The sequence below is a fragment of the Bradyrhizobium sp. 604_D8_N2_3 genome (assembly GCF_051810765.1).
Taxonomy (GTDB): Bacteria; Pseudomonadota; Alphaproteobacteria; order Rhizobiales; family Xanthobacteraceae; genus Bradyrhizobium; species Bradyrhizobium barranii.
Genome location: NZ_JBPWPM010000001.1, coordinates 6296231 through 6316417 on the forward strand (window position 1 = coordinate 6296231; position 20187 = coordinate 6316417).

Here is a 20187-nt window from a genome sequence, read left to right on the forward strand (position 1 = left end):
GTGTAAGCGGTTTTGGGATCGGCGCTGTCCCGGCTTTACCTGCAGGTCCGGAGCGGGTAACCGAACCGCAACATCAGCACGTTCCCGGTCCTATTAACGAATGAATCAAGATTCGCAATTTGGTCGAGATGCAGATCGGAGCGACACACGCCCGATCCTGATCGTCCCCTATATGTGGATCGGCGATTTCGTCCGGAATCACACCGTTGTCCGGGTCCTGAACGAGCGCTGGCCCAACCGGCCAGTCGATCTCCTGACCACCTCCCTCTGCGCCCCCCTGGTCGATTACATGCCCGGTGTGCGCGATGGCATCGTGTGGGACCTGCCGCGCAGCCGGCTCGCCGTAGGCCGCCAGCTTGGCCTGGCGAAGCTCCTGCGCGAGCGGAATTACGGGACAGCTCTGGTGCTGCCCCGGACCTGGAAGGCGGCCATCGCGCCCGCGCTGGCCGGGATTCCGGAAAGGGTCGGCTTCGTCGGCGAGTTCCGGTTCGGCCTGCTCAACCGCTGGCGCTGGGGCGAGAAGAAGCTGCCCCGCTTCATCGACAAGAACGCCGCCCTGGCCCAACCCGATGGCGCCCCCCTGCCCGCGGAATGGCCGGTGCCGCAATTGCGGGTCCCGGCCGAGGACATCGTCCGCTGGCGGCAGGCCAATGGCCTCAGCGCCGGGGCGGCGGTCGCGCTGGCTCCCGGCTCAGTCGGCGCCTCAAAGCGCTGGACCTATTATCCGGAGGCTGCCCGCTTGCTGGCCGAGCGCGGGCTGGAGGTCTGGGTGGTTGGCGGCCCCGCCGAAAAGGGCCTCGCCCAGGAGATCGTCGCCGCCGGCGGTCCGGGCGTGCGGGACCTCACCGGCACCGATCTGCGCAACGGCGTGCTGGCGATGGCCGCGGCCGGCGTCGCCATCTCCAATGATTCCGGCCTGATGCATATCGCAGCCGCGCTCGGCACACCCACCATGGGCATCTTCGGCCCGACCAGCCCCTATCTCTGGGCCCCCCTCAACGGCCTCGCCGCGACCGTGGTCCAGGACAAGAGCGTGCTCTCATGCCAGCCCTGCCAGAGCACGATCTGCAAGATGAACGACCACCGCTGCATGCGGGATATCGCGGCTTCCGAGGTCGTGGCGATCGCGCAGCGGGTGCTCGGAGTGTGAACTCATTGACGCCATGCGTTGGTCGGGCAACTGGCAGCGAATCCAACAGCAGGTCTTTCCGTCCGCCAGCTTTAGTCAGTGACGTTGTCAGTTCATTCGCGGGATAAGGCTGCGTCGCTGCCGCTTGTGAAGGCTGAACCAAGATCACGTCGACAAAGACGAATCTTCATCGAGATTCGAACAAGAGGTTCGCTCCTCAAACGTCGCTCGATACATGCCTCTTGGACATTTTACACAGTTATGGAGGTAGCCCCATGCCGATCGTTCAATTCACTCGCTTCAAGACCGACAAGCCCGAGGAAATGATCAAGATCGTCAGGCAGGCGAAGAAAATCTTTGAGAAACACGGCGCCGAATTTCTTCGGCTCTCCCGCTTCCACACTGGCCAGTGGGCAGGAGAGTTGCTGGTTGCGACGCGCTATTCCAATTGGGAAGTTTACGGCAAAGTGCAGGAAGCCGTGGCAAACGACCCGGAGTTCGCGCAAGTGCAGGCTGACGGAATGAAGATTTCCCAACTACAGGGCCGCAACATCGCCGTTAGCATCGATCTCTAGCTGGGGCGCCGCCCCGCAAGCCACTCAAGCGCGGAGGCCGCCGGACAAATGCGGCGGCCTTTCCAGCTCTGACAGCGCACTCGTCATCGCGCTACGCTGCGCTTTGCCTCAAGCAGACGAGCGCTCTGCAGAGCCTATTGACTTAGATCAACAACAGCTTCGCCAGTTCGCCGCACCCAAATACTGCTCAAGACCGATACGAAGGGGCGCGTCTTGCTGCGCCTCCATCGGCGTCGAAGAGGCTGATTTGGCAGTATTGACCATTTAGTCGGAGAGTTTCATGAGGACCTTCAATCCTTTGGTGACGCTGGCACTTCTCGTGACGCAATCGGCATCGATACAGGCTGCGGATTTGAACGGAGCTTGGACAATCGACGCCTCGGCCTGTGGCCAAATATTCACCAAAGAGAACAACAGGCTTGCCTTCAAGAAAGATGCTGATCTCCACGCGGGCGGTTTAATCGTCCAGGGAAGGCAAGTCACCGGCACATTTGAAAAATGCACGGTCAAATCGTTGCGCGATGACGGGCCGAATATGCGAATAATCGCGTCGTGCTCGGACGGCGTCTCGATTTCAGACGTCGCATTCGACCTGACATTCTCCGGAGAGAATAATATCACACTCAGCTCCAAGGAGCCGGTGCCAGTGCAAATGCCGTATGTGCGCTGCCCAATGTGAAGTCGACCGCGACGGTTTGAAGGAACCTGGATGGATGATCCGGGTATCGCAACTGCGGCCGATGATGACATCGTGCCGCTGTTTTGCCCGACGTGTCAAACGGCCTCGTAAAATCCGCAACGCATCGCACCGGCCGTCAACCCGTTGATTCCGCTGGCGCCGGCTACTTTGCATAGGGTTGTTTTCGAGATTTTTGTTTGCGGTCGCGAAAACGGCAGTTCAGAGCAGCGGACGATAAACGTCACCGATCCGCGCCGCTTCGGCATCGAGGCTGAACTTCGCCAGCACCCGTGCCCGCCCCCGCGCGCCCATGGCGAGCGCGGCGTCCGGGTCGCGCATCAGCGGTTCGAGCGCGGCGGCCAACGCATCAGCGTCACCAGTCGGGATCAGCACACCCGTCGAGCCGTCCTCGACCACGAGCGCGGCCGCACCGGCGCGCGCGGCGACGAGCGCGCTGCCGGCCGCCATCGCCTCGATCAGCGTCAAACCAAAACCTTCGTTGCGCGAGGTGAAGGCGTAGATCGTCAGCCGCTGATACCAGCGCTGCACCGCTCCGATCGGCAGTTCACCGGTGATGACGATGCGCGACTGCAGGCCGGCGGCCTCGATCCGCTTCTTCAGATCGTTCGCAAAGGGAGTCTGCTCCGGCGTGACCTGTCCGACGATGATTGCAGTGAAGTCAGGATAGCGCGGCAGCAGCCGGCACATCGCGTCGACGAACACATCGGTGCCCTTCTGCGCGCGCACGCGGCCGAAGCAGCCGATCGCATAGCGGCCCGGCAGCGCGGCTTCCGCAAAGGCCGCGGCGCGATCGTTCGGCGGCGCATAAACGTCAGTGTCGACGCCGTGCGGGATCACCGTCGCCTTCACCTTCAGGAACGAGGCCGAGATGTCTGAAGTCGCGATGATCGCGTCCATGCGCCGGATCAGCCAGCGCGTGATCCAGCTGTGATGCCGCTGTGCGGCCGACGTGAACACGAGTTTCAATGGCCAGCCGAGCGCGCGCAGGAGCACGCCCGCGATCATCTCGTTGTTGCGCCGCGCGTGCCAGATCAATGGCGTCTTGCGGCCCCATAGTTTGAGGAAATCGGCAGCGCTCAGTCGCGAAATCCCCTCCGGCGCATCCGAGCCGAACCACGCCGCGCGATAGAGCTTTGCCAGCCGTGGCGCCACCATCCGGTTGGTCGCGGTGACCCCGGAATAGCGCCTGTGCAGATTTGGCACGATCACTTCGAGATCGCCGGGGGAATTCGCCACGTCATGCTCCGTTACGGAAGCCCCCTATACGCAACATTAAGCATAGTGACCAGTTCAGGGCTGCCGAAACCCCCTCTTCACCGCGCAAACGTTAACGTGGCGCGTTGATCGAAGACGGGTGAGATCATGACTGTGCTAGTCACCGGCGGCGCCGGCTATATCGGAAGTCACACGGTCCTGGCGCTGGCGGAAGCCGGCGAGGACGTCGTCGTGATCGACGATCTCTCGACCGGTTTCTCGGCCTATCTGCCTGAGGGCGTGCCGCTGTTCATTGGCGACGCCGGCGACGAGAACCTGGTCGAAGGCGTGATCGCCCAGCACAACATCGAGAGCATCATCCATTTCGCGGGCTCCGTCGTCGTGCCGGAGTCGATGCGCGATCCGCTCGGCTACTACCGCAACAACTTCATGACCGCGCGCAACCTGCTCAACGTCGCCGTCAAGCGCGGCATCAGCCGTTTCATCTTCTCCTCGACCGCGGCCGTCTACGGCAATCCGGACCTGGTACCGGTGCCCGAGCACGCGCCGACGCGGCCGCTGTCGCCCTACGGCTCGTCGAAGCTGATGACCGAGATCATGCTGCACGACGTCGCCGCCGCCTACGGCATGCAATACGTGACCTTGCGCTATTTCAACGTCGCCGGTGCCGATCCGCAGGCGCGCATCGGGCTGGCCACCGTCGGCGCTACGCATCTGCTCAAGATCGCGGTCGAGGCCGCGACCGGCCAGCGCGCCAAGATCGACGTGTTCGGCACCGACTATCCGACCCAGGACGGCAGCTGCATCCGCGACTTCATCCACGTCTCGGACCTCTCGCAGGCGCATCGCTCGGCACTTGCTTACCTGCGCAATGGCGGCGCCTCGACAACGCTCAATTGCGGCTATGGCCGCGGCTATTCGGTGCTGGAAACCATCGACGCGGTGCGTCGGGTTTCGGGGCGCAGCTTCGCCGTGCAATACGCCCCGCGCCGGCCCGGCGACATCATGACCATGGTTGCCGACACCAGCCGCATCCGCGGCCTGCTCGACTGGAAGCCGCAATACGACGACCTCGAGACCATTGCGGCCCACGCGCTGGCTTGGGAGGACAAGTTGTTCCGCGAGCGCCATGGCGAGCTCCGCCACGCCGTCTCGGCCTAGATTCCATCCCAGCGCAAGCCCTTAATTGGGCTTGAAAAGCGCGGCTTTAGCGGGCACAGAGGCCCTTCGATCCCTGACGCGCGGGCAGGCTTTTCCTTGCCCCGTCAATGGACACCGGATGGCCCAGTTTCCAAAGAAAATCACCGACGATCCCTATACGGCGGCAATCCTGATTCGCCGCCTGGTCACGGAACAGGGGATCATCTACTGGCGGCGTTACCTCGTCGCCTTCGCGCTGATGGCGCTTGCCGCCGGATCGACCGCGGGCGCGACCTACGTGCTCGGCCAAGTCATCAACCAGGCCTATGTCGACAAGAACATCCCGGGCATCGCGATGTTCTCGGGCATCACGGTGATCCTGCTGTTCATCAAGGGCGTGGCGACCTACGGCCACATGGTGATCCTGACCAAGATCAGCAACGCGATCCTCGCCACCAACCAGCGCCAGCTGTTCGCCAAGCTGATGCGTGAGAGCGTCGGCTTCTTCTCCGAACGGCATTCGTCTGAATTCCTGGCGCGGCTGACCGCCGGCGCCAAATCCATCACCGACGTGCTCAACATGCTGGTCAACGCTGTCGGACGCGACCTCATGATGCTGCTCGCGATGATCGGCGTGATGGTGTGGCAGGACCCGGTGATGTCGTTCATCGGCCTCGTCGTGGTGCCGCCGGCGATGCTGGTGCTGCGCAAGCTGGTCAAGCGCATCAAGGGCCTCGCCTTCAACCAGTTCACCGGCACCGCCGACATCTTGGAGACGATGCAGGAATCGCTCCAGGGCATCCGCACGGTGAAGGCATTCACGCTCGAAGACACCATGCAGAAGCGCATCGACGAGAACATCGCGATCGTCGAGCGCAACGCCAACAAGATGGCCCGCGTCGCCAACCGTTCCAACCCGCTGATGGAGATGCTCGGGGGCTTCGCGGTCGCCGGCTGCCTGCTCTACGGCGGCTACAGCGTGGTCGCGCTCAACGCCACGCCCGGCGCGTTCTTCTCCTTCATGACCGCGTTCCTGATGGCAACCGAGCCGGCCAAGCGGCTGGCGCGGCTCAACATCGACCTCAACAGCCAGCTCGTCGGCGCCCGCATGCTGCTCGAAGTGGTCGACAGCCCGGCGAGCGAACATTCCGACGACGACAAGCCGGCGCTGAAGCTGTCCGAAGCGAAGATCGAGCTGCGCGACGTCAGCTTCTCCTACCGGACCGGCGAGACCGTCCTCAACCGCATGTCCTTCGTTGCCGAGCCCGGAAAAGTCACCGCGCTGGTCGGCCCCTCCGGCGGCGGCAAATCGACCGTGCTGGGGCTGCTGCTGCGCTTCTACGAGGTGACGCAAGGCGACATCGTGATCGACGGCCAGTCGATCGGCGCGGTCTCGCGCAAATCGCTGCGCGCGCAGACCGCCTATGTCGGCCAGGACGTCTATCTGTTCCGCGACACCATCCGCAGCAACATCGCCTTCGGCAAACCCGGCGCGACCGAAGAGCAAATCGTTGATGCCGCGAAAGCCGCCTGCGCGCATGATTTCATCATGAGCTTCCCGCTCGGCTACGACACGCCGGTCGGCGAGCACGGCACGCAGCTCTCGGGCGGCCAGCGCCAGCGCATCGCGGTCGCACGCGCGCTGATCAAGAACGCGCCGATCATCCTGCTGGACGAGGCCACCGCCGCGCTCGATTCCGAGTCCGAGCGGCAGGTGCAGGAGGCGATCGAGCATCTCTGCCAGAACCGCACCACCATCGTGATCGCGCACCGCCTGCACACCATCATGCACGCCGATGCGATCCTGGTGGTCGAGGGCGGCGAGATCGTCGAGCAGGGCCGGCACGACGAATTGCTCCGCCGCTCGGGCCGCTACGCCTCGTTCTTCCGCCTGCAACACCACGACGCCGGCGCTCTGGCGCCGATCAGCGCAACCGCATAGAGTTTCCTTCACCCCACCAAGAGCAGCGAGATCGCTCCATGAACGCCGCCTCCTACGTCATTCCGCTTCCGCCCCAGGCTTCGCTTCCCGTCGTCGGGGAGAGCGGTCGTTATCCGGTGCGCCGCATCTGGTGCGTTGGCCGCAACTATCTCGAGCACATCCGCGAGATGGGCAACGACGAGCGCGCCCCGCCGTTCTTCTTCGCCAAGCACGCCGACATGCTGGTGCCCGACGGCGCCACCATTCCCTATCCGCCGCTAACCAAGGATCTGCATCACGAGGTCGAGCTGATCGTCGCGATGAAGAGCGGCGGCCTCAACATCCCCGCCGACAAGGCGCTCGAGCATGTCTACGGCTACGCCGTCGGCATCGACCTCACCCGCCGCGACCTCCAGATCGCCTCGCGCAAGAAGGAGCGCCCCTGGGAGATCGGCAAGTCGTTCGACGGCTCGGCTCCCTGCTCCGCAGTGCAGCCGGCCTCGAAGATCGGCCATCCCGCCAAAGGCAGGATCTGGCTGACGGTCAACGGCAAGGAAGCCCAGAAGGGCGATCTCACCGAGCTGATCTGGAACGTGCCCGAGATCATCTGGCAGCTCTCCCAGCAGGTGAAGCTCGCCGCCGGCGACATCATCATGACGGGCACGCCGGCCGGCGTGTCGCAGCTCCAGCCGGGCGACAAGCTCGAATGCGGCGTCGACGGCGTCGGCACGCTGAAGGTGAGCATCGGCCAGCCGGAATAGGCTGAACGACATCTGGAAATCGAAAGGCCCCGGACATGTCCGGGGCCTTTTGCATTTCTACCAGGCCTTCACCGGCCGATTGGCATGGCTTGCCTGCGGCACCCCGCGATTGAGCGACATGTGCGAATGCACGCACAGCCAGCCATCGCCATCTTTTGAAAACACCATCGTCGCTCGGCCGGGGCGCGGAAACGCGCTGCCATCGGGATGGTAGCCCTTGCTCGTCCACGGCGCGACCACCGTCGCCATCGTGCCGTCGGGGGACGCCAGGATCGAGACCTGGTCGAGGACGAAGCGGAAGTCGGTCGTCTTCGGCCAGACGTTATTCCATTGCGTCGTAACCCACTGGTCGAGCCCCGGGATGACGTCGTTATGCGTGCCGAAAGCGAGCACGTCCGGGTGAAACAGCGGCCGCGCCGAGGCGTAGTCGACCTCGCGGACATAGCCTGAGAAGGTATCCAACCACTCGCGGAAGAATTGCACGATCTCGGTGTTCGCAAGTGGCAACGGGGCCATTGCCTGCTCCATGTTTGGCCGCTAAATCGCGGCCACCTTGTTGCCATGGACTGAAGTGTGCGGCAAGATTCGCGGTCGAGGCTGAAGGGTCCGCCGCAGAGACTGCATCAGAAAACGAGAGGATGTCTCGGATGTCGAACACGATCACGGAGCTCGAGGGGCTGCTGATGCAGCGCTCGCTCACCGACCCACAGCTTGTGGCCGCAGCGGAGAAGGCAGCGGACTTCCGCATCCTCCCCGATGCAACCGTCATCAAGATCGGCGGCCAGAGCATGATCGATCGCGGCCGTGCCGCGGTCTATCCAATCGTCGAGGAGATCGTCGCCGCCCGCAAGGCGCACAAGCTTCTGATCGGAACCGGCGCCGGCACCCGTGCGCGGCATCTGTATTCGATCGCCGCCGGGCTCCGGCTGCCGGCCGGCGTGCTGTCGCAACTCGGGGCTTCCGTCGCCGATCAGAACGCCGCGATGCTCGGGCAGCTGCTGGCCAAGCACGGTATCTCCGCCGTCTCCAGCGCCGGGCTGTCGTCCGTGCCGCTGTTCCTTGCCGAGGTGAGTGCGGTGATCTTCAGCGGCATGCCGCCCTATAGCCTGTGGATGCGGCCCGCGGCCGAGGGCGTGATCCCGCCCTACCGGACCGACGCCGGATGCTTCCTCGTCGCCGAGCAGTTCGGCTGCAAAGCGATGATCTATGTGAAGGACGAGAACGGCCTCTACACCGCGAACCCGAAGACGTCGAAGAACGCCACCTTCATCCCGAAGATCTCGGTGGCGGAGATGAAGGCCAAGGGCCTGCAGGATTCGATCCTCGAATTCCCGGTGCTCGATCTCCTCACCTCGGCGCGCCATGTCCGGCAGGTGCAGATCATCAACGGCCTCGTCCCCGGCAATCTCACCCGCGCGCTTGCGGGCGAGCATGTCGGCACCATCATCACCGCGAGCTGAAGAGAGCACCGTCATGGCTGATACCAACCAGATCAAGCACGTCGCCTCGCCGCTCGCGCGCCAGACTCTGCTCGACAGCGATCTCACCCGCCCCGTTGCCGGCAACCGCCCGATCAAGCTGCTGCCCTGGCTGCAGGTCATCAAGATCGGCGGCCGCATCATGGACCGCGGTCACGAAGCGATCCTCCCGCTCGTCGACGAGCTGCGGTCGCTCTTGCCGGAGCATCGCCTGCTCATCCTGACCGGCGCCGGCATCCGCGCGCGCCATCTCTACAGCGTCGGCCTCGATCTCGGCCTTCCCGTGGGTTCGCTCGCACCGCTCGCCGCCAGCGAGGCCGGCCAGAACGGCCACATCCTGGCAAGCCTGCTCGCACCGGAGGGTGTCTCCTATGTCGAGCACCCGACCATCGCGAGCCAGCTCGCCATTCACCTCCAGGCGGCGCGCGCTGTCGTCGGCAGCGCGTTCCCGCCCTACCACCATCATGAATTCCCGACCGCGCGCATCCCGCTGCATCGGGCCGATACCGGCGCCTTCCTGCTCGCCGACGCGCTTGGCGCTGCCGGGCTCACGATCGTGGAGGACGTTGACGGCGTCTACACGACCGATCCGAATGGCGCGGATGGCAAGAAGGCCGAGCTGCTGAAAGAGACGAGCTTTGCCGATCTTGCGAAGCTGAAGGGCACACTGCCGTTCGATCCCGCGCTGCTCGAAGTGATGGCCAACGCACGACACATCGCGCGCGTGCAGGTGGTCAACGGCCTCGTTCCCGGCCGGATCGCGGCGGCGCTGCGCGGGCAGCATGTGGGGTCGATCATCAACACCGGCGCCAAGCCGGTGTGAGGCCGCAGCAACGTCCGCAAAAAAACCCGGAGCCTGCTCCGGGGTTTTTCTTAGGGCGGATTAGCGCAACGCCGACATCACGATGAGACCGAGGATCAGCGCCGTCAGCGAGTATTTCAGCGTGTAGTAGACGTTGCGGTTCCACTCCTTGACCTTGCGGCTGCCGAGATGGATCTCGTAGAGCTTGCCGAACACCTTGTTGAGGACGCCGACGCTCTCGCCGTCCACGTTCTGGGTCGCCGAGGCCTTGACGATGTGATGGCTGACCCAGCGGTTGATCGCGGTCATGAAGCCGTACTTCATCGGGCGCTCGACGTCGCAGAACAGGATGATGCGGTTGACGTCGGTCGCATTCTCCGCGCTGTGGATGAAGGTCTCGTCGAACATGAAGGCCTCGCCGTCGCGCCAGACGCATTCGACGCCGTCGACGAGGATGCGGCACTTGTTCGAGTTCGGCGTGACGAGGCCGAGGTGATAACGCAGCGAGCCGGCGAAGGGATCGCGGTGCGCGCCCAGCTTGCCGCCCGGCGGCAGCATCGCGAACATCGCGCCGTGCACGCTCGGGATCGCGTTGAGCAGCTCCACCGTCTTCGGGCACAGCGTGCGCGCCGAGGGCAGGAAGTCGTCGTACCATTTCAGGTAAAAGCGCTTCCAGCCGCTCTTGAAGAACGAGTAGAAGCCCCAGTCGTTGTTCTTCGCGGCGGCCCGAATGAAGCCTTCGTCGAACAGGCGCACGGCCTCGTCGCGAATGGTCTCCCAATTCTCGCTGAGCGGCTTCAGCTCCGGAAACTGCTCGACCGGGATCACCGGCTTGTTGGGCACGGCCGAGCCCGCATACATCAGCACGTTGTAGGGCGCGAGATAGGTCGAGTGATCGCCGAGCTGGCGCGCGAAGCGCAGTCGCTGCTTGCCGCGGAAGTGAACGTAAATGGTCGAAGCCGCGAGCACATAGAGAATGACAAGTTGCGGCGCAAAAAGCTGTTTCAGCATTTCCCCAAATCCCGAGTGACCCAGCCGGGGACGTGATCTACTCCGACCCGGCCCGAGCTGCAAGATATTGGCGTGCATCCTGAGGCTGTTCCGCAGGTTGTGATTGGGACGTCCCGAGCCGTGCCGCGCACAATTTGAAATCGTAGCTGACCCGCCGCCAATCCCGGCGTTGCGGCCGGTTTGCGGCATGCTATCCTGGTTCCAGGGTGGGAAAATCGGGGTGTGTCTTGGGGATGTGGCGGTCGTTGGCGGGCTCCGCGCTCGCGCTGGTTCTGCTTGGAATATTCGCACCCGTAAACGGCCAAGGCACTTCGCCGTCACCCCAAGGCGGCAAGCCTCCGGATCCGGAGCTGCGCGGCCAGTGGCTACGGGTCGGGCAGACATTCGCCTGCAAGGTCGAAGCCGGTAAGCGCATCACCCCGCCCGATCCCGACGTGCTCAGCCTTGCCTGCCAGCGCATGGGCGCGCTTGGCTTCGGCATCTCGGAGGCCTCGCTCAAGGCCGCGCTCGGCGAACCGCACCGCAGGCTGCCGCAACCGAACAACGCGACGGCCTATGTCTACTTCCTCGGCAAGACCGACCAGCTTCCCTATCTTGCCGCGGTCGTGAAGGCGAACCGCGTCGTCGCACTTCAGGTCAGCGGGCCGGCGCCGATCGCCGCCTACAGCTTCAACCAGATCAATCTCGGCGCCAGCATCGAGAAGCTCAAGGCGCAGTTCGGCGGCCCCTTCCGCGTCGGGCCGAGCGGACTGGAGAAGACCGATCTCTATGAGCCATGGCCGTTCTCATTCGAGGTGCGGGAGGACCGCGTCACCTCGATCCGGATCAGCGATCCGCCCGTCGGGGCTAAGTAGGTTCGATTGCGCGCGTGCCGCTCAGACCCGCGACAGCGCCTGCAGGCCTTTGAAGGTGAGGCGCTTTGGGTCGGTAACCCCGGCGAGATAGAGCTGGCGGATAAAGGCGACGACAGCGCTGCGGTCGCAATCGGTCAGCGCGACGACAGCGTCGACCGCGATCTTCTGGGCTTCCATTGGGCTCACCTCGGCCTTGCGAGTAACCCCGGCCGAGACAGGCTAGGACTCATCCGTTAAATCGGCGTTAACCGTTCGGGAACCATCGCCGATTCAGCCCGGCGGCCGTATACGCAAAACAACGCATTGGCGGTCGCCGCGCGGCCGCAATGTCTAGCGTGCACCGAGGCTCTTCTTGAGCTGCGCAAAGTGCTTCTTCAGCCGGGGCACGGCGAAGTCGGTGAAGGCCCGTACCTTGGGCACCGCGAGCCGGCCCTGCGGGCAGATCAAATGCGCGGGCATCTCCGGATCCTCATCGCCGGCCAGCACGATCTCGAGCTCGCCGCGCCCGACCTGCTCGGCCACCTGATACGAATACATCCGCGCCACGCCGCGCCCGGCGACCGCTGACGCCACCGCCGCATAGGTGCTGTTGACGACGAGCCGCGGCGTGAACTGGACTGTCCTGGCTGCCGATGAGCCGGCCTGTGGCGCAAAGGTCCAGGAATTGGGAAGATGCGCCATCGCCACGATCTGGTGCTTGGCGAGATCGCCGGGGTCAGCGATGCGCGGGTGCTGCTTCAGGTAGCGCGGCGCTGCGACGACGACGCGACTGATCTCGCCGACCCGCATCGCCACCATCGCCGAATCCGCGAGAGGTCCGATGCGAAGCGCGATGTCGACGCCCTCCTCGATCAGATTGACCGAACGGTCGAACAGCAGGAGCTTTGCCGACACCGTCGGATAGGCATCGAGAAATGCATCGAGTATCGGCCGCAGCACCATCTCGCCCGAGACCACCGGCGCCGTGATCGTGAGCTGGCCGCGGGGTGCCGTGCGCGGTCCGGCCGCGATGTCGTCGGCCTCTTCCAGCTCGGTGAGCACGCGGCGGCAGATCGCAACGTAGCGCTCGCCCTCCTCGCTCAGCTTGATCGATCGTGTCGTCCGGTGCAGCAGCTCGACGCCGACCCGCTCCTCCAGGAAAGCGATGGCGCGGCTGACCGCCGCCGGCGAGCGGCCGAGCTTGCGCCCCGCGGCGGCCAAGCTGCCCTCGTCCACCGCAAGGACGAACACCTTCATCGCATCCAGACGATCCATGCCTGCCCGTCGCCCCATCAAATTCCGGTGACAAGCTAGGCGTTCGCCCCCGCCGCGACAACCGTCGCCAAAGGCCGGACCGGCATTCGTTCGCGCCACGTAACAGTGTCTGCCGGACAACGTGTATTCGCAGCCGGGCCGCCGCGGCGTAGCTCAGCAGGCAAGCCAGCCGCTGCTGGCGCAGGTTCTGAAAGCCAACAACAGGAGTCCATCATGGGTATCGAGCAGAAGGTCGCCATCATCACCGGTGCATCGCAGGGCATCGGCGCCGCCCTGGTCCAGGGTTTTCGTGATCGCAACTATCGCGTCGTCGCAACGGCGCGGTCCATCAAGCCGTCGGGCGACGATGACATCCTCGCCGTTCCCGGCGATATCGCCGACCGGGCCACCGCGGAACGCGTGGTCTCGCATGCCGTCGCGCGCTTCGGCCGCGTCGACACGCTGGTCAACAATGCCGGCATCTTCGTCGCAAAGCCGTTCACGCAGTACACGGCCGAGGACTATGCGACGGTGATGGGCACCAACGTTGCGGGCTTTTTCCACATCACGCAGCTCGCCATTGCGGAGATGGAGAAGCAGGGTTCGGGTCACGTCGTCCAGATCACGACGACGCTGGCCGATCAGGCCAATTCGAACGTGCCGTCGGTGCTGGCCTCGCTGAGCAAGGGCGGGCTGAACGCCGCGACCAAGTCGCTCGCGATCGAATACGCCAGGCGCGGAATCCGCGTGAACGCGGTGGCGCCCGGCATCATCAAGTCGCCGATGCATCCCGTTGCGACGCATGCCCAGCTCGGCGCGCTGCATCCGGTCGGCCACATGGGCGAGTTGTCCGACATCGTCGGCGCCGTGCTCTATCTCGAGCAGGCAAGCTTCGTCACCGGCGAGATTCTGCACGTCGACGGCGGCCAGAGCGCCGGCCACTGAGCGCGGAGAAACACCTTGCCGATCGTCACCATTCAAGTGACCCGCGAAGGAACGACGCCGGGAGCAGCGTCGCTCACGGCGGAGGAGAAGGCCGCGCTGATCAAGGGATCGAGCCAGTTGCTGCTCGACGTGCTTGGCAAGCCGCTCGAGTCCACCTTCGTCGTGATCGAGGAAGTCGACACCGACAATTGGGGCTGGGGCGGCCTGCCCGTGCAGGACTTCCGGCGCCGCCGCGCCGCAAAGACAGGATGATCCGCGCACCATTGTGTGCGCAGGAGGATGACATGACTGAACTCAATGCAAACACTGGGCACCACGCCCGGCCGCATCAGCGGCCGGGATCGGAATCGGAATCGACTTCGCGGCAGGCTTGGCGGTACGCCGTGGCGGGATTGTCCGCATCACTGGTCGGGCTTGGCCTCGCCCGCTTTTCCTACACGCCGCTGATCCCGGCGCTGATCGCCGCAAAGTGGTTCAGCGCATCCGACGTCGTTTATCTCGGCGCTGCCAACCTCGCCGGTTACCTCGCCGGCGCGCTCGCGGCACGCGCCTTGGCCACTCGCATCGGCGCCGTCCGCGCGCTGCGGGCGATGATGCTGCTTGCCACCCTCTCCTTCTTCGCGAGCTCTACCCCGGTGTCATTCACCTGGTTTTTCGCCTGGCGTTTCCTGTCGGGCCTGACCGGCGGAATCATCATGGTGCTGGCGGCCTCCGTCATTCTGCCGCACGTATCGGCCGCGAGGCGCGGCATCGTCGGCGGCGTGATCTTTGCCGGCGTCGGCCTCGGCGTCGCCGCGTCGGGCACGCTGGTGCCGTTGCTCCTGCAACAGGGCTTGCAGCAGAGCTGGTATGGCCTCGGCGTGCTCTCCGCCGTGCTCACGCTCGCGAGCTGGTGGAACTGGCCCGCGGAGGCCAGGAGCGATACCGCGCCTTCGCATCACGCGAAGTCCCATTACGCCTCGCCCGCCGTCCGCGCGCTTCTGGTCCAGTATGGCCTCAACGCGGTGGCCCTGGTGCCGCACATGGTCTTCATCGTCGACTTCGTGGCGCGTGGCCTCGGCCAGGGCATTGCCGCGGGCTCGCGCTACTGGGTGCTGTACGGTCTCGGCGCCATCGTCGGCCCGCTCGTCACCGGCCATCTCGGTGACCGCTCGGGATTTGGACCAGCCTTGCGCGCCGCGTTCCTGATCGAGGCGGCCGCCGTGCTGCTGCCGACCGTCAGCACCGCACCTCTCTCGCTGATCGTGTCGAGCGTCGTGGTCGGCGGCTTCACCCCGGGTATCGTGCCACTCGTGCTCGGGCGCATTCACGAGCTCGTCCCGCATTCGACCGAGCAGCAGCGCGCGACATGGAGCCACGCCACCACGAGCTTCGCGCTATTCCAGGCGGCGGCAGCCTACGGCTTCTCCTGGATTTACGCGCAGACCGGCGGCGACTATCTGGTCCTGTTCGGACTTGGCGGCGCCGCCGTGGTGCTCGCGCTTGCGATCGATCTTGGGCTCGCGCTCGCCGCGCGCAAGGCATAAAGCAGGTGGCGGCGTGATCAGGAATACTGCATCACGCCGTCGTCGATCCGGCCGAATCGCAACGTGACGATGTCGAGCGCGTAGTTCTGGTACAGCCGCCATGGCTGCTTCGAGCCCTGCTTTGGCATCTTCGCGACCGAGCGCTGCACATAGCCCGAGGTGAAATCGAGCGACGGCTGCGCGGTGATTTCAGGGTCGTCATTGTGCGGCATGCATTGCCGGAAATTATGCCGGTCCATGTAGTTGATGAGCCGGCAGACATATTCGCAGGTGAGATCGCATTTCAGCGTCCAGGACGCGTTGGTGTAGCCGAAGGCCGACGCCATGTTCGGCACGTCGGCATACATCATGCCCTTGTAGGTCAGCGTGTTGGCGAAATCGACGGCGCGGCCGTCGACGCTGACCTCGAGACCACCGACGACCTGGAGCACGAGCCCCGTCGCCGTGACGATGATGTCGGCCGCAAGCTCGCGGCCGTCCTTCAGGCGAATGCCGTCGCGCGTAAAGGTGTCGATCTCGTTGGTGACGACGGCGGCACGCTGCTCGCGGATCGCCTTGAACAGATCGCCGTCCGGCACGAGGCAGAGCCGCTGGTCCCAGGGATTGTAGCGCGGCGTGAAATGGGTCGCGACGTCGTAGTCGGGGCCGAGCGCCATCTGCACGCCCTTGAGCACCAGCTCCTTGACCTTGGCGGGCCGGCGCCGGCTGAGCTGGAAGAAGAACATCCCCCACATTACGTTGCGCCAGCGGATGACATGATAGGCAAGCCGTGTCGGTAGATTGCGGCGCAATTTGTTCGCGACGGGGTCCTGCGCAGGACGCGACACCACATAGGTCGGCGAGCGCTGGAGCATGGTGACTTGCGCCGCCTTCTTGGCGAGCTCCGGCACCAGCGTCACTGCGGTTGCGCCCGAACCGATCACGACGACGCGTTTTCCCGCGTAGTCGATGTCCTCGGTCCATTTCTGCGGATGCACGATGCGGCCGGCGAAATCCGGCGCGCCCGTGAACTCCGGCGTATAGCCCGCCTCGTATTTGTAATAGCCCGAGCACATGAACAGGAAATTGCAGGTGAAGCGCACGAGCTCGGTTGCGCCCTCGCCCGTAATGCGCTCGGCCTCGACGGTCCAGCGCGCGTCCGGCGTCGACCACGCCGCGCGCTTGACGCGATGACGGAAGCGGATGTGCTTCTCGATGCCGTTCTCGGCTGCTGTCTCGCGCACGTAGTTCAGGATCTGCGGCCCGTCCGCGATCGCCTTCGGATCGGTCCACGGCTTGAAGGAGTAGCCGAGCGTGAACATGTCGCTGTCGGAGCGGACGCCGGGATAGCGGAACAGGTCCCAGGTGCCGCCGATACAGTCGCGGCCTTCGAGGATGACGTAGCTCTTGTCCGGGCACTTGCTCTGAAGATGATAGCCCGCGCCGATGCCGGACAGGCCGGCACCAACGATCAGGACGTCGAAATGTTCTGCGGCTTTAGCCATGGCGTTCTCCCCGGCACAGGATGGGCGACGCCGTGCCGAATTGCAACCGTCAGGCGGTGGCAGCGCCGTAGACAAGGGCTGTGTCGAAATACTCGTAGAATTCCACTGCCTTGCCATCCTTGAAACGCCAGAAATCGACCTTCGGGGTCTCAGCGATCTTCCCGGTCCTTTTGTTGGTCCAGGCACATGAGCCGCGCGCGAAAACAGCGTCGCCCTGCGCGACGTATTCATTCATGGTGTAGTGCTGCATGCTCCAGCATGCCAGCAGACCGTCGAAATAGCCACGCAGCTGCGCGCGGTCGTCATAACACTTAGCAAAGGGCACCGCCGGAGCCCCCTGCGGAAGCGAGTCGAATTTGATCTGCGGGCCGATGACGCTGTCGAACCAATAGTCGACGCTCCCGCCTTTGCTGTCGTTCCACCGACGATAGGCTTCTTTGAGCAACTGAACGTTGGCTTCGCTGGACATCGCATTCCCTCCATATGCATTTGACAATGAACGTGGGAAACGCGGCCACCCGCTTCAGAAGTGGCGGGCTTGTTTTGGCTCTACCTCCGAGCGTAGCACAATAAGTCTACAAAAAAAGGCCCCGGATCGCTCCGGGGCCTTCGTGTCGCAGCTGGATGCGATCTCAGTAGCGGTAGTGGTCCGACTTGTACGGACCTTCCTGCTTCACGCCGATGTAGTCGGCCTGGTCCTTGCGCAGCTCGGTGAGCTTGACGCCGATCTTGGCGAGGTGGAGACGCGCGACCTTCTCGTCCAGCGACTTCGGCAGCACGTAGACTTCCTTCTTGTACTTGCCGTCCTTGTTGTTGGCGAACAGCTCGATCTGCGCCAGCGTCTGGTTGGTGAAGGAGGCCGACATCACGAAGGACGGATGGCCCATCGCGTTGCCGAGGTTCACGAGGCGGCCTTCCGACAGCATGATGATGCGGTGCTTGTCGGGGAATTCGATCTCGTCGACCTGCGGCTTGATGTTGGTCCACTTCAGGTTACGCAGACCCGCGATCTGGATCTCGTTGTCGAAGTGGCCGATGTTGCAGACGATGGCGCGATCCTTCATCGCGCGCATGTGCTCGATCGTGATGATGTCCTTGTTGCCGGTCGCGGTGACGAAGATGTCGGCGCGGGGCGCGGCGTCTTCCATGGTCACGACCTCGTAGCCTTCCATCGCGGCCTGGAGCGCGCAGATCGGATCGACTTCCGACACCATCACGCGGCAGCCGGCCTGGCGCAGCGAGGCGGCGGAACCCTTGCCGACGTCGCCGAAGCCCGCGACCATCGCGACCTTGCCCGACATCATCACGTCGGTGCCGCGACGGATGCCGTCGACCAGCGATTCACGGCAGCCATAGAGGTTGTCGAACTTCGACTTGGTGACGCTGTCGTTGACGTTGATCGCCGGCCACAGCAGCGTGCCGGCCTTCTGCATGTCATAGAGACGATGCACGCCCGTGGTGGTCTCTTCGGAAACGCCCTTGATGCTCTTGGCGATCTCGGCGAAGTAGCCCTTCGGCTTTTCCTTGAGCTGCTTCTTCAGGAGCGCGAAGAAGACTTCCTCTTCCTCGGAGCCGGGCTTGTCGAGGAAGGCGGTGTCGCCGTTCTCGGCGCGCAGACCGAGATGGACGTACATGGTGGCGTCGCCGCCGTCATCGAGGATCATGTTCGGGTGACCGCCGCCGTGCCAGTCGAACAGTTTTGCGGTGTAGTCCCAGTATTCGGCCAGCGTCTCGCCCTTGACGGCGAAGACGGGAATGCCGGCAGCCGCGATCGCCGCCGCGGCGTGGTCCTGCGTCGAGTAGATGTTGCAGGAGACCCAGCGAATGTCGGCGCCGAGGGCGGCCAGCGTCTCGATCAGCACGCCGGTCTGGATCGTCATGTGCAGCGAGCCGGCGATGCGCGCGCCCTTCAGCGGCTGCTTCGGGCCGAACTCCTCGCGGGTGGCCATCAGGCCAGGCATCTCGGTCTCGGCCAGCGAGAGCTCCTTGCGGCCGAAGTCGGCCAGCGAAATGTCCTTGACGATGTAGTCGGTGAAGCCGGGCTTCGCATTCATAGCGGAGGTCCTGTTGTTGAATTGGTCGTTCCGGGTCGCCCTGGAGGGGCGAACCCGGAATCTCGACATGATGGATAAGGATCCCGGGTTCGCCGCTGTCGCGGCGCCCCGGAATGACGTTGGTACTTAGACCGCGCGCTTGAGCGCTTCGACCAGGTCGGTCTTCTCCCAGGAGAAGCCGCCCTCGTTGTCGGGCGTGCGGCCGAAATGGCCGTAGGCCGAGGTGCGCGCGTAGATCGGTCGGTTGAGGTCGAGATGGCTGCGGATGCCGCGCGGGGTGAGATCCATCGCCTTGGCGGCGGCCTTCTCGAGTTCGTCCTCCGACACCTTACCGGTGCCGTGGGTGTCGATGTAGATCGACAGCGGACGCGCGACGCCGATGGCATAGGCGAGCTGGAGGGTGCAGCGATCGGCGAGACCGGCGGCAACGATGTTCTTGGCGACGTAGCGCGCCGCGTAAGCCGCCGAACGGTCGACCTTGGTCGGATCCTTGCCGGAGAACGCACCGCCGCCATGCGGGGCCGCGCCACCATAGGTGTCGACGATGATCTTGCGGCCGGTCAGGCCGGAATCGCCGTCCGGACCGCCGATGTAGAACTTGCCGGTCGGATTGATGTGCCAGATGGTCTTCGGCGTGATCCAGTCCTTCGGCAGCGCCTCGCGGACATAGGGCTCGACGATGTCGCGGATCTGCTTCGACGAGATGTCCTCGACCAGATGCTGGTGCGACACGACGATCTCGCGCACGCCGACCGGCTTGCCGTTCTCGTACTGCACGGTGACCTGGCTCTTGGAGTCCGGACCCAGCACCTTCTCGCGGCCGGAGTGACGCGCTTCCGAGATGAGGCGCAGGATCTTGTGGGCGTAGAAGATCGGCGCCGGCATCAGGTCCGGCGTCTCGTTGGTGGCGTAACCGAACATGATGCCCTGGTCGCCTGCGCCCTCTTCCTTGACCTCGCCCGGCTGCAGCGCATCGACGCCCTGCGCGATGTCGGCCGACTGCGGGTGCAGCAGGATCTCGATGTCGGCCTTCTCCCAATGGAAGCCGTCCTGCTCGTAGCCGATGTCCTTGATCGCGGCGCGCACGACGCCTTCGATCTGCTCGTTGGTGACGGATGCGGGACCGCGGGTCTCGCCGGCGATCACCACCTTGTTGGTGGTCGCGAGCGTCTCGCAGGCCGCACGGATCTGCCACGGATCGATGCCGGCCTTCGGCCCTTCGCGGTAGAACAGATCGACGATTTCATCGGAGATCCGGTCACAGACCTTGTCGGGATGACCCTCGGACACGGATTCGCTGGTGAAGAGATAGGACGCGCGCATCAGTAACCCCTTGTTCCGCCGTTAACCTGGCGGGCG

Annotated in this window: 21 protein-coding genes; 12 read left to right on the forward strand and 9 right to left on the reverse strand. The window is 64.4% G+C overall.

What is annotated here, in order from left to right; all coding sequences use genetic code 11:
• Positions 1–100: 100 nt before the first annotated feature.
• The 3 genes from waaF to AB7245_RS30265 all read left to right on the forward strand — a co-directional run bounded on the left by waaF (position 101) and on the right by AB7245_RS30265 (position 2383).
• Positions 101–1150 carry a lipopolysaccharide heptosyltransferase II gene (gene waaF / locus AB7245_RS30255; protein ID WP_282523652.1) on the forward strand — a complete coding sequence of 350 codons (1050 nt, stop codon included), beginning with the start codon at positions 101–103 and terminating at the stop codon, positions 1148–1150.
• A 254-nt stretch (positions 1151–1404) separates the two neighbouring features.
• Positions 1405–1704, forward strand: a complete 300-nt coding sequence (locus AB7245_RS30260) for a hypothetical protein (protein ID WP_028153513.1) — start codon at positions 1405–1407, stop codon at positions 1702–1704.
• A gap of 280 nt (positions 1705–1984) precedes the next feature.
• Complete coding sequence (locus tag AB7245_RS30265; protein WP_282523651.1) at positions 1985–2383, forward strand: hypothetical protein; 399 nt, start codon at positions 1985–1987, stop codon at positions 2381–2383.
• Between the two features lie 219 nt (positions 2384–2602).
• Here the strand turns inward: AB7245_RS30265 and AB7245_RS30270 are convergent, their stop codons facing one another.
• Positions 2603–3640, reverse strand: coding sequence for a glycosyltransferase family 4 protein (locus AB7245_RS30270; protein WP_166342725.1), 1038 nt, complete (start codon positions 3638–3640; stop codon positions 2603–2605).
• A gap of 126 nt (positions 3641–3766) precedes the next feature.
• Between AB7245_RS30270 and galE the strand changes: the two genes are divergently transcribed.
• From galE to AB7245_RS30285, 3 genes are all read left to right on the forward strand, one after another.
• The gene (gene galE / locus AB7245_RS30275) at positions 3767–4780 is read left to right on the forward strand and encodes a UDP-glucose 4-epimerase GalE (protein ID WP_028153516.1); all 1014 of its coding nucleotides are present in this window, start codon (positions 3767–3769) and stop codon (positions 4778–4780) included.
• Positions 4781–4898: 118 nt separating this feature from the next.
• Positions 4899–6701: an ABC transporter ATP-binding protein gene (locus AB7245_RS30280; protein ID WP_354134785.1), complete on the forward strand. Its 1803-nt coding sequence runs from the start codon at positions 4899–4901 to the stop codon at positions 6699–6701.
• 38 nt (positions 6702–6739) lie between these two features.
• Positions 6740–7441 carry a fumarylacetoacetate hydrolase family protein gene (locus AB7245_RS30285; RefSeq protein ID WP_166342732.1) on the forward strand — a complete coding sequence of 234 codons (702 nt, stop codon included), beginning with the start codon at positions 6740–6742 and terminating at the stop codon, positions 7439–7441.
• A gap of 57 nt (positions 7442–7498) precedes the next feature.
• Here the strand turns inward: AB7245_RS30285 and AB7245_RS30290 are convergent, their stop codons facing one another.
• Positions 7499–7957: a YybH family protein gene (locus tag AB7245_RS30290; protein WP_282523646.1), complete on the reverse strand. Its 459-nt coding sequence runs from the start codon at positions 7955–7957 to the stop codon at positions 7499–7501.
• 131 nt (positions 7958–8088) lie between these two features.
• Between AB7245_RS30290 and AB7245_RS30295 the strand changes: the two genes are divergently transcribed.
• On the forward strand, positions 8089–8901 hold the full coding sequence (locus tag AB7245_RS30295; protein WP_259256748.1) for an amino acid kinase family protein: 813 nt from the start codon (positions 8089–8091) through the stop codon (positions 8899–8901).
• A gap of 13 nt (positions 8902–8914) precedes the next feature.
• Entirely contained in the window at positions 8915–9742 is an 828-nt protein-coding gene (locus AB7245_RS30300) for an amino acid kinase family protein (protein ID WP_166342736.1), read from the forward strand.
• 60 nt (positions 9743–9802) lie between these two features.
• Here AB7245_RS30300 and AB7245_RS30305 read toward each other — a convergent pair whose 3' ends face one another.
• Complete coding sequence (locus AB7245_RS30305) at positions 9803–10732, reverse strand: aspartyl/asparaginyl beta-hydroxylase domain-containing protein (RefSeq protein ID WP_282523645.1); 930 nt, start codon at positions 10730–10732, stop codon at positions 9803–9805.
• A gap of 233 nt (positions 10733–10965) precedes the next feature.
• Here AB7245_RS30305 and AB7245_RS30310 point away from each other — a divergent pair, with 233 nt between their 5' ends.
• Complete coding sequence (locus tag AB7245_RS30310; RefSeq protein ID WP_439035241.1) at positions 10966–11586, forward strand: hypothetical protein; 621 nt, start codon at positions 10966–10968, stop codon at positions 11584–11586.
• Between the two features lie 21 nt (positions 11587–11607).
• On the opposite strand, the gene AB7245_RS30315 is transcribed toward AB7245_RS30310, so the two are convergent.
• Both AB7245_RS30315 and AB7245_RS30320 read right to left on the reverse strand, forming a co-directional pair.
• Positions 11608–11763, reverse strand: coding sequence for a hypothetical protein (locus tag AB7245_RS30315; protein WP_166342742.1), 156 nt, complete (start codon positions 11761–11763; stop codon positions 11608–11610).
• 153 nt (positions 11764–11916) lie between these two features.
• The gene (locus tag AB7245_RS30320) at positions 11917–12840 is read right to left on the reverse strand and encodes a LysR family transcriptional regulator (RefSeq protein ID WP_439035242.1); all 924 of its coding nucleotides are present in this window, start codon (positions 12838–12840) and stop codon (positions 11917–11919) included.
• Between the two features lie 213 nt (positions 12841–13053).
• Between AB7245_RS30320 and AB7245_RS30325 the strand changes: the two genes are divergently transcribed.
• From AB7245_RS30325 to AB7245_RS30335, 3 genes are read left to right on the forward strand one after another with little or no spacing between them, the layout of a single operon-like run.
• On the forward strand, positions 13054–13764 hold the full coding sequence (locus AB7245_RS30325; RefSeq protein WP_439035243.1) for an SDR family NAD(P)-dependent oxidoreductase: 711 nt from the start codon (positions 13054–13056) through the stop codon (positions 13762–13764).
• A gap of 15 nt (positions 13765–13779) precedes the next feature.
• Positions 13780–14016 (forward strand): tautomerase family protein, encoded by a 237-nt coding sequence (locus tag AB7245_RS30330; protein WP_063982190.1) that lies wholly within the window; start codon positions 13780–13782, stop codon positions 14014–14016.
• A 32-nt stretch (positions 14017–14048) separates the two neighbouring features.
• Positions 14049–15290: a YbfB/YjiJ family MFS transporter gene (locus AB7245_RS30335; protein ID WP_439035244.1), complete on the forward strand. Its 1242-nt coding sequence runs from the start codon at positions 14049–14051 to the stop codon at positions 15288–15290.
• Positions 15291–15307: 17 nt separating this feature from the next.
• Here AB7245_RS30335 and AB7245_RS30340 read toward each other — a convergent pair whose 3' ends face one another.
• The 4 genes from AB7245_RS30340 to metK form a co-directional block, all read right to left on the reverse strand.
• Entirely contained in the window at positions 15308–16774 is a 1467-nt protein-coding gene (locus AB7245_RS30340) for a flavin-containing monooxygenase (protein ID WP_439035245.1), read from the reverse strand.
• 49 nt (positions 16775–16823) lie between these two features.
• Positions 16824–17243 (reverse strand): nuclear transport factor 2 family protein, encoded by a 420-nt coding sequence (locus tag AB7245_RS30345; protein ID WP_439035246.1) that lies wholly within the window; start codon positions 17241–17243, stop codon positions 16824–16826.
• Positions 17244–17406: 163 nt separating this feature from the next.
• Positions 17407–18828, reverse strand: a complete 1422-nt coding sequence (gene ahcY / locus AB7245_RS30350) for an adenosylhomocysteinase (protein WP_063982186.1) — start codon at positions 18826–18828, stop codon at positions 17407–17409.
• A 126-nt stretch (positions 18829–18954) separates the two neighbouring features.
• Complete coding sequence (gene metK, locus AB7245_RS30355; protein ID WP_071912054.1) at positions 18955–20151, reverse strand: methionine adenosyltransferase; 1197 nt, start codon at positions 20149–20151, stop codon at positions 18955–18957.
• Positions 20152–20187: the final 36 nt, after the last annotated feature.

Bases quoted from the DNA above. Each gene is read 5' to 3' on its own strand.
- AB7245_RS30310 (WP_439035241.1), top strand. From the start codon at position 10,966: ATGTGGCGGTCGTTGGCGGGCTCCGCGCTCGCGCTGGTTCTGCTTGGA.
- AB7245_RS30260 (WP_028153513.1), top strand. From the start codon at position 1,405: ATGCCGATCGTTCAATTCACTCGCTTCAAGACCGACAAGCCCGAGGAA.
- AB7245_RS30280 (WP_354134785.1), top strand. From the start codon at position 4,899: ATGGCCCAGTTTCCAAAGAAAATCACCGACGATCCCTATACGGCGGCA.
- AB7245_RS30265 (WP_282523651.1), top strand. From the start codon at position 1,985: ATGAGGACCTTCAATCCTTTGGTGACGCTGGCACTTCTCGTGACGCAA.
- AB7245_RS30305 (WP_282523645.1), bottom strand. From the start codon at position 10,732: ATGCTGAAACAGCTTTTTGCGCCGCAACTTGTCATTCTCTATGTGCTC.
- ahcY (WP_063982186.1), bottom strand. From the start codon at position 18,828: ATGAATGCGAAGCCCGGCTTCACCGACTACATCGTCAAGGACATTTCG.
- AB7245_RS30295 (WP_259256748.1), top strand. From the start codon at position 8,089: ATGTCGAACACGATCACGGAGCTCGAGGGGCTGCTGATGCAGCGCTCG.
- AB7245_RS30335 (WP_439035244.1), top strand. From the start codon at position 14,049: ATGACTGAACTCAATGCAAACACTGGGCACCACGCCCGGCCGCATCAG.
- AB7245_RS30300 (WP_166342736.1), top strand. From the start codon at position 8,915: ATGGCTGATACCAACCAGATCAAGCACGTCGCCTCGCCGCTCGCGCGC.
- AB7245_RS30285 (WP_166342732.1), top strand. From the start codon at position 6,740: ATGAACGCCGCCTCCTACGTCATTCCGCTTCCGCCCCAGGCTTCGCTT.
- galE (WP_028153516.1), top strand. From the start codon at position 3,767: ATGACTGTGCTAGTCACCGGCGGCGCCGGCTATATCGGAAGTCACACG.
- AB7245_RS30290 (WP_282523646.1), bottom strand. From the start codon at position 7,957: ATGGCCCCGTTGCCACTTGCGAACACCGAGATCGTGCAATTCTTCCGC.
- AB7245_RS30325 (WP_439035243.1), top strand. From the start codon at position 13,054: ATGGGTATCGAGCAGAAGGTCGCCATCATCACCGGTGCATCGCAGGGC.
- waaF (WP_282523652.1), top strand. From the start codon at position 101: ATGAATCAAGATTCGCAATTTGGTCGAGATGCAGATCGGAGCGACACA.
- AB7245_RS30340 (WP_439035245.1), bottom strand. From the start codon at position 16,774: ATGGCTAAAGCCGCAGAACATTTCGACGTCCTGATCGTTGGTGCCGGC.
- AB7245_RS30315 (WP_166342742.1), bottom strand. From the start codon at position 11,763: ATGGAAGCCCAGAAGATCGCGGTCGACGCTGTCGTCGCGCTGACCGAT.
- metK (WP_071912054.1), bottom strand. From the start codon at position 20,151: ATGCGCGCGTCCTATCTCTTCACCAGCGAATCCGTGTCCGAGGGTCAT.
- AB7245_RS30345 (WP_439035246.1), bottom strand. From the start codon at position 17,243: ATGTCCAGCGAAGCCAACGTTCAGTTGCTCAAAGAAGCCTATCGTCGG.
- AB7245_RS30320 (WP_439035242.1), bottom strand. From the start codon at position 12,840: ATGGATCGTCTGGATGCGATGAAGGTGTTCGTCCTTGCGGTGGACGAG.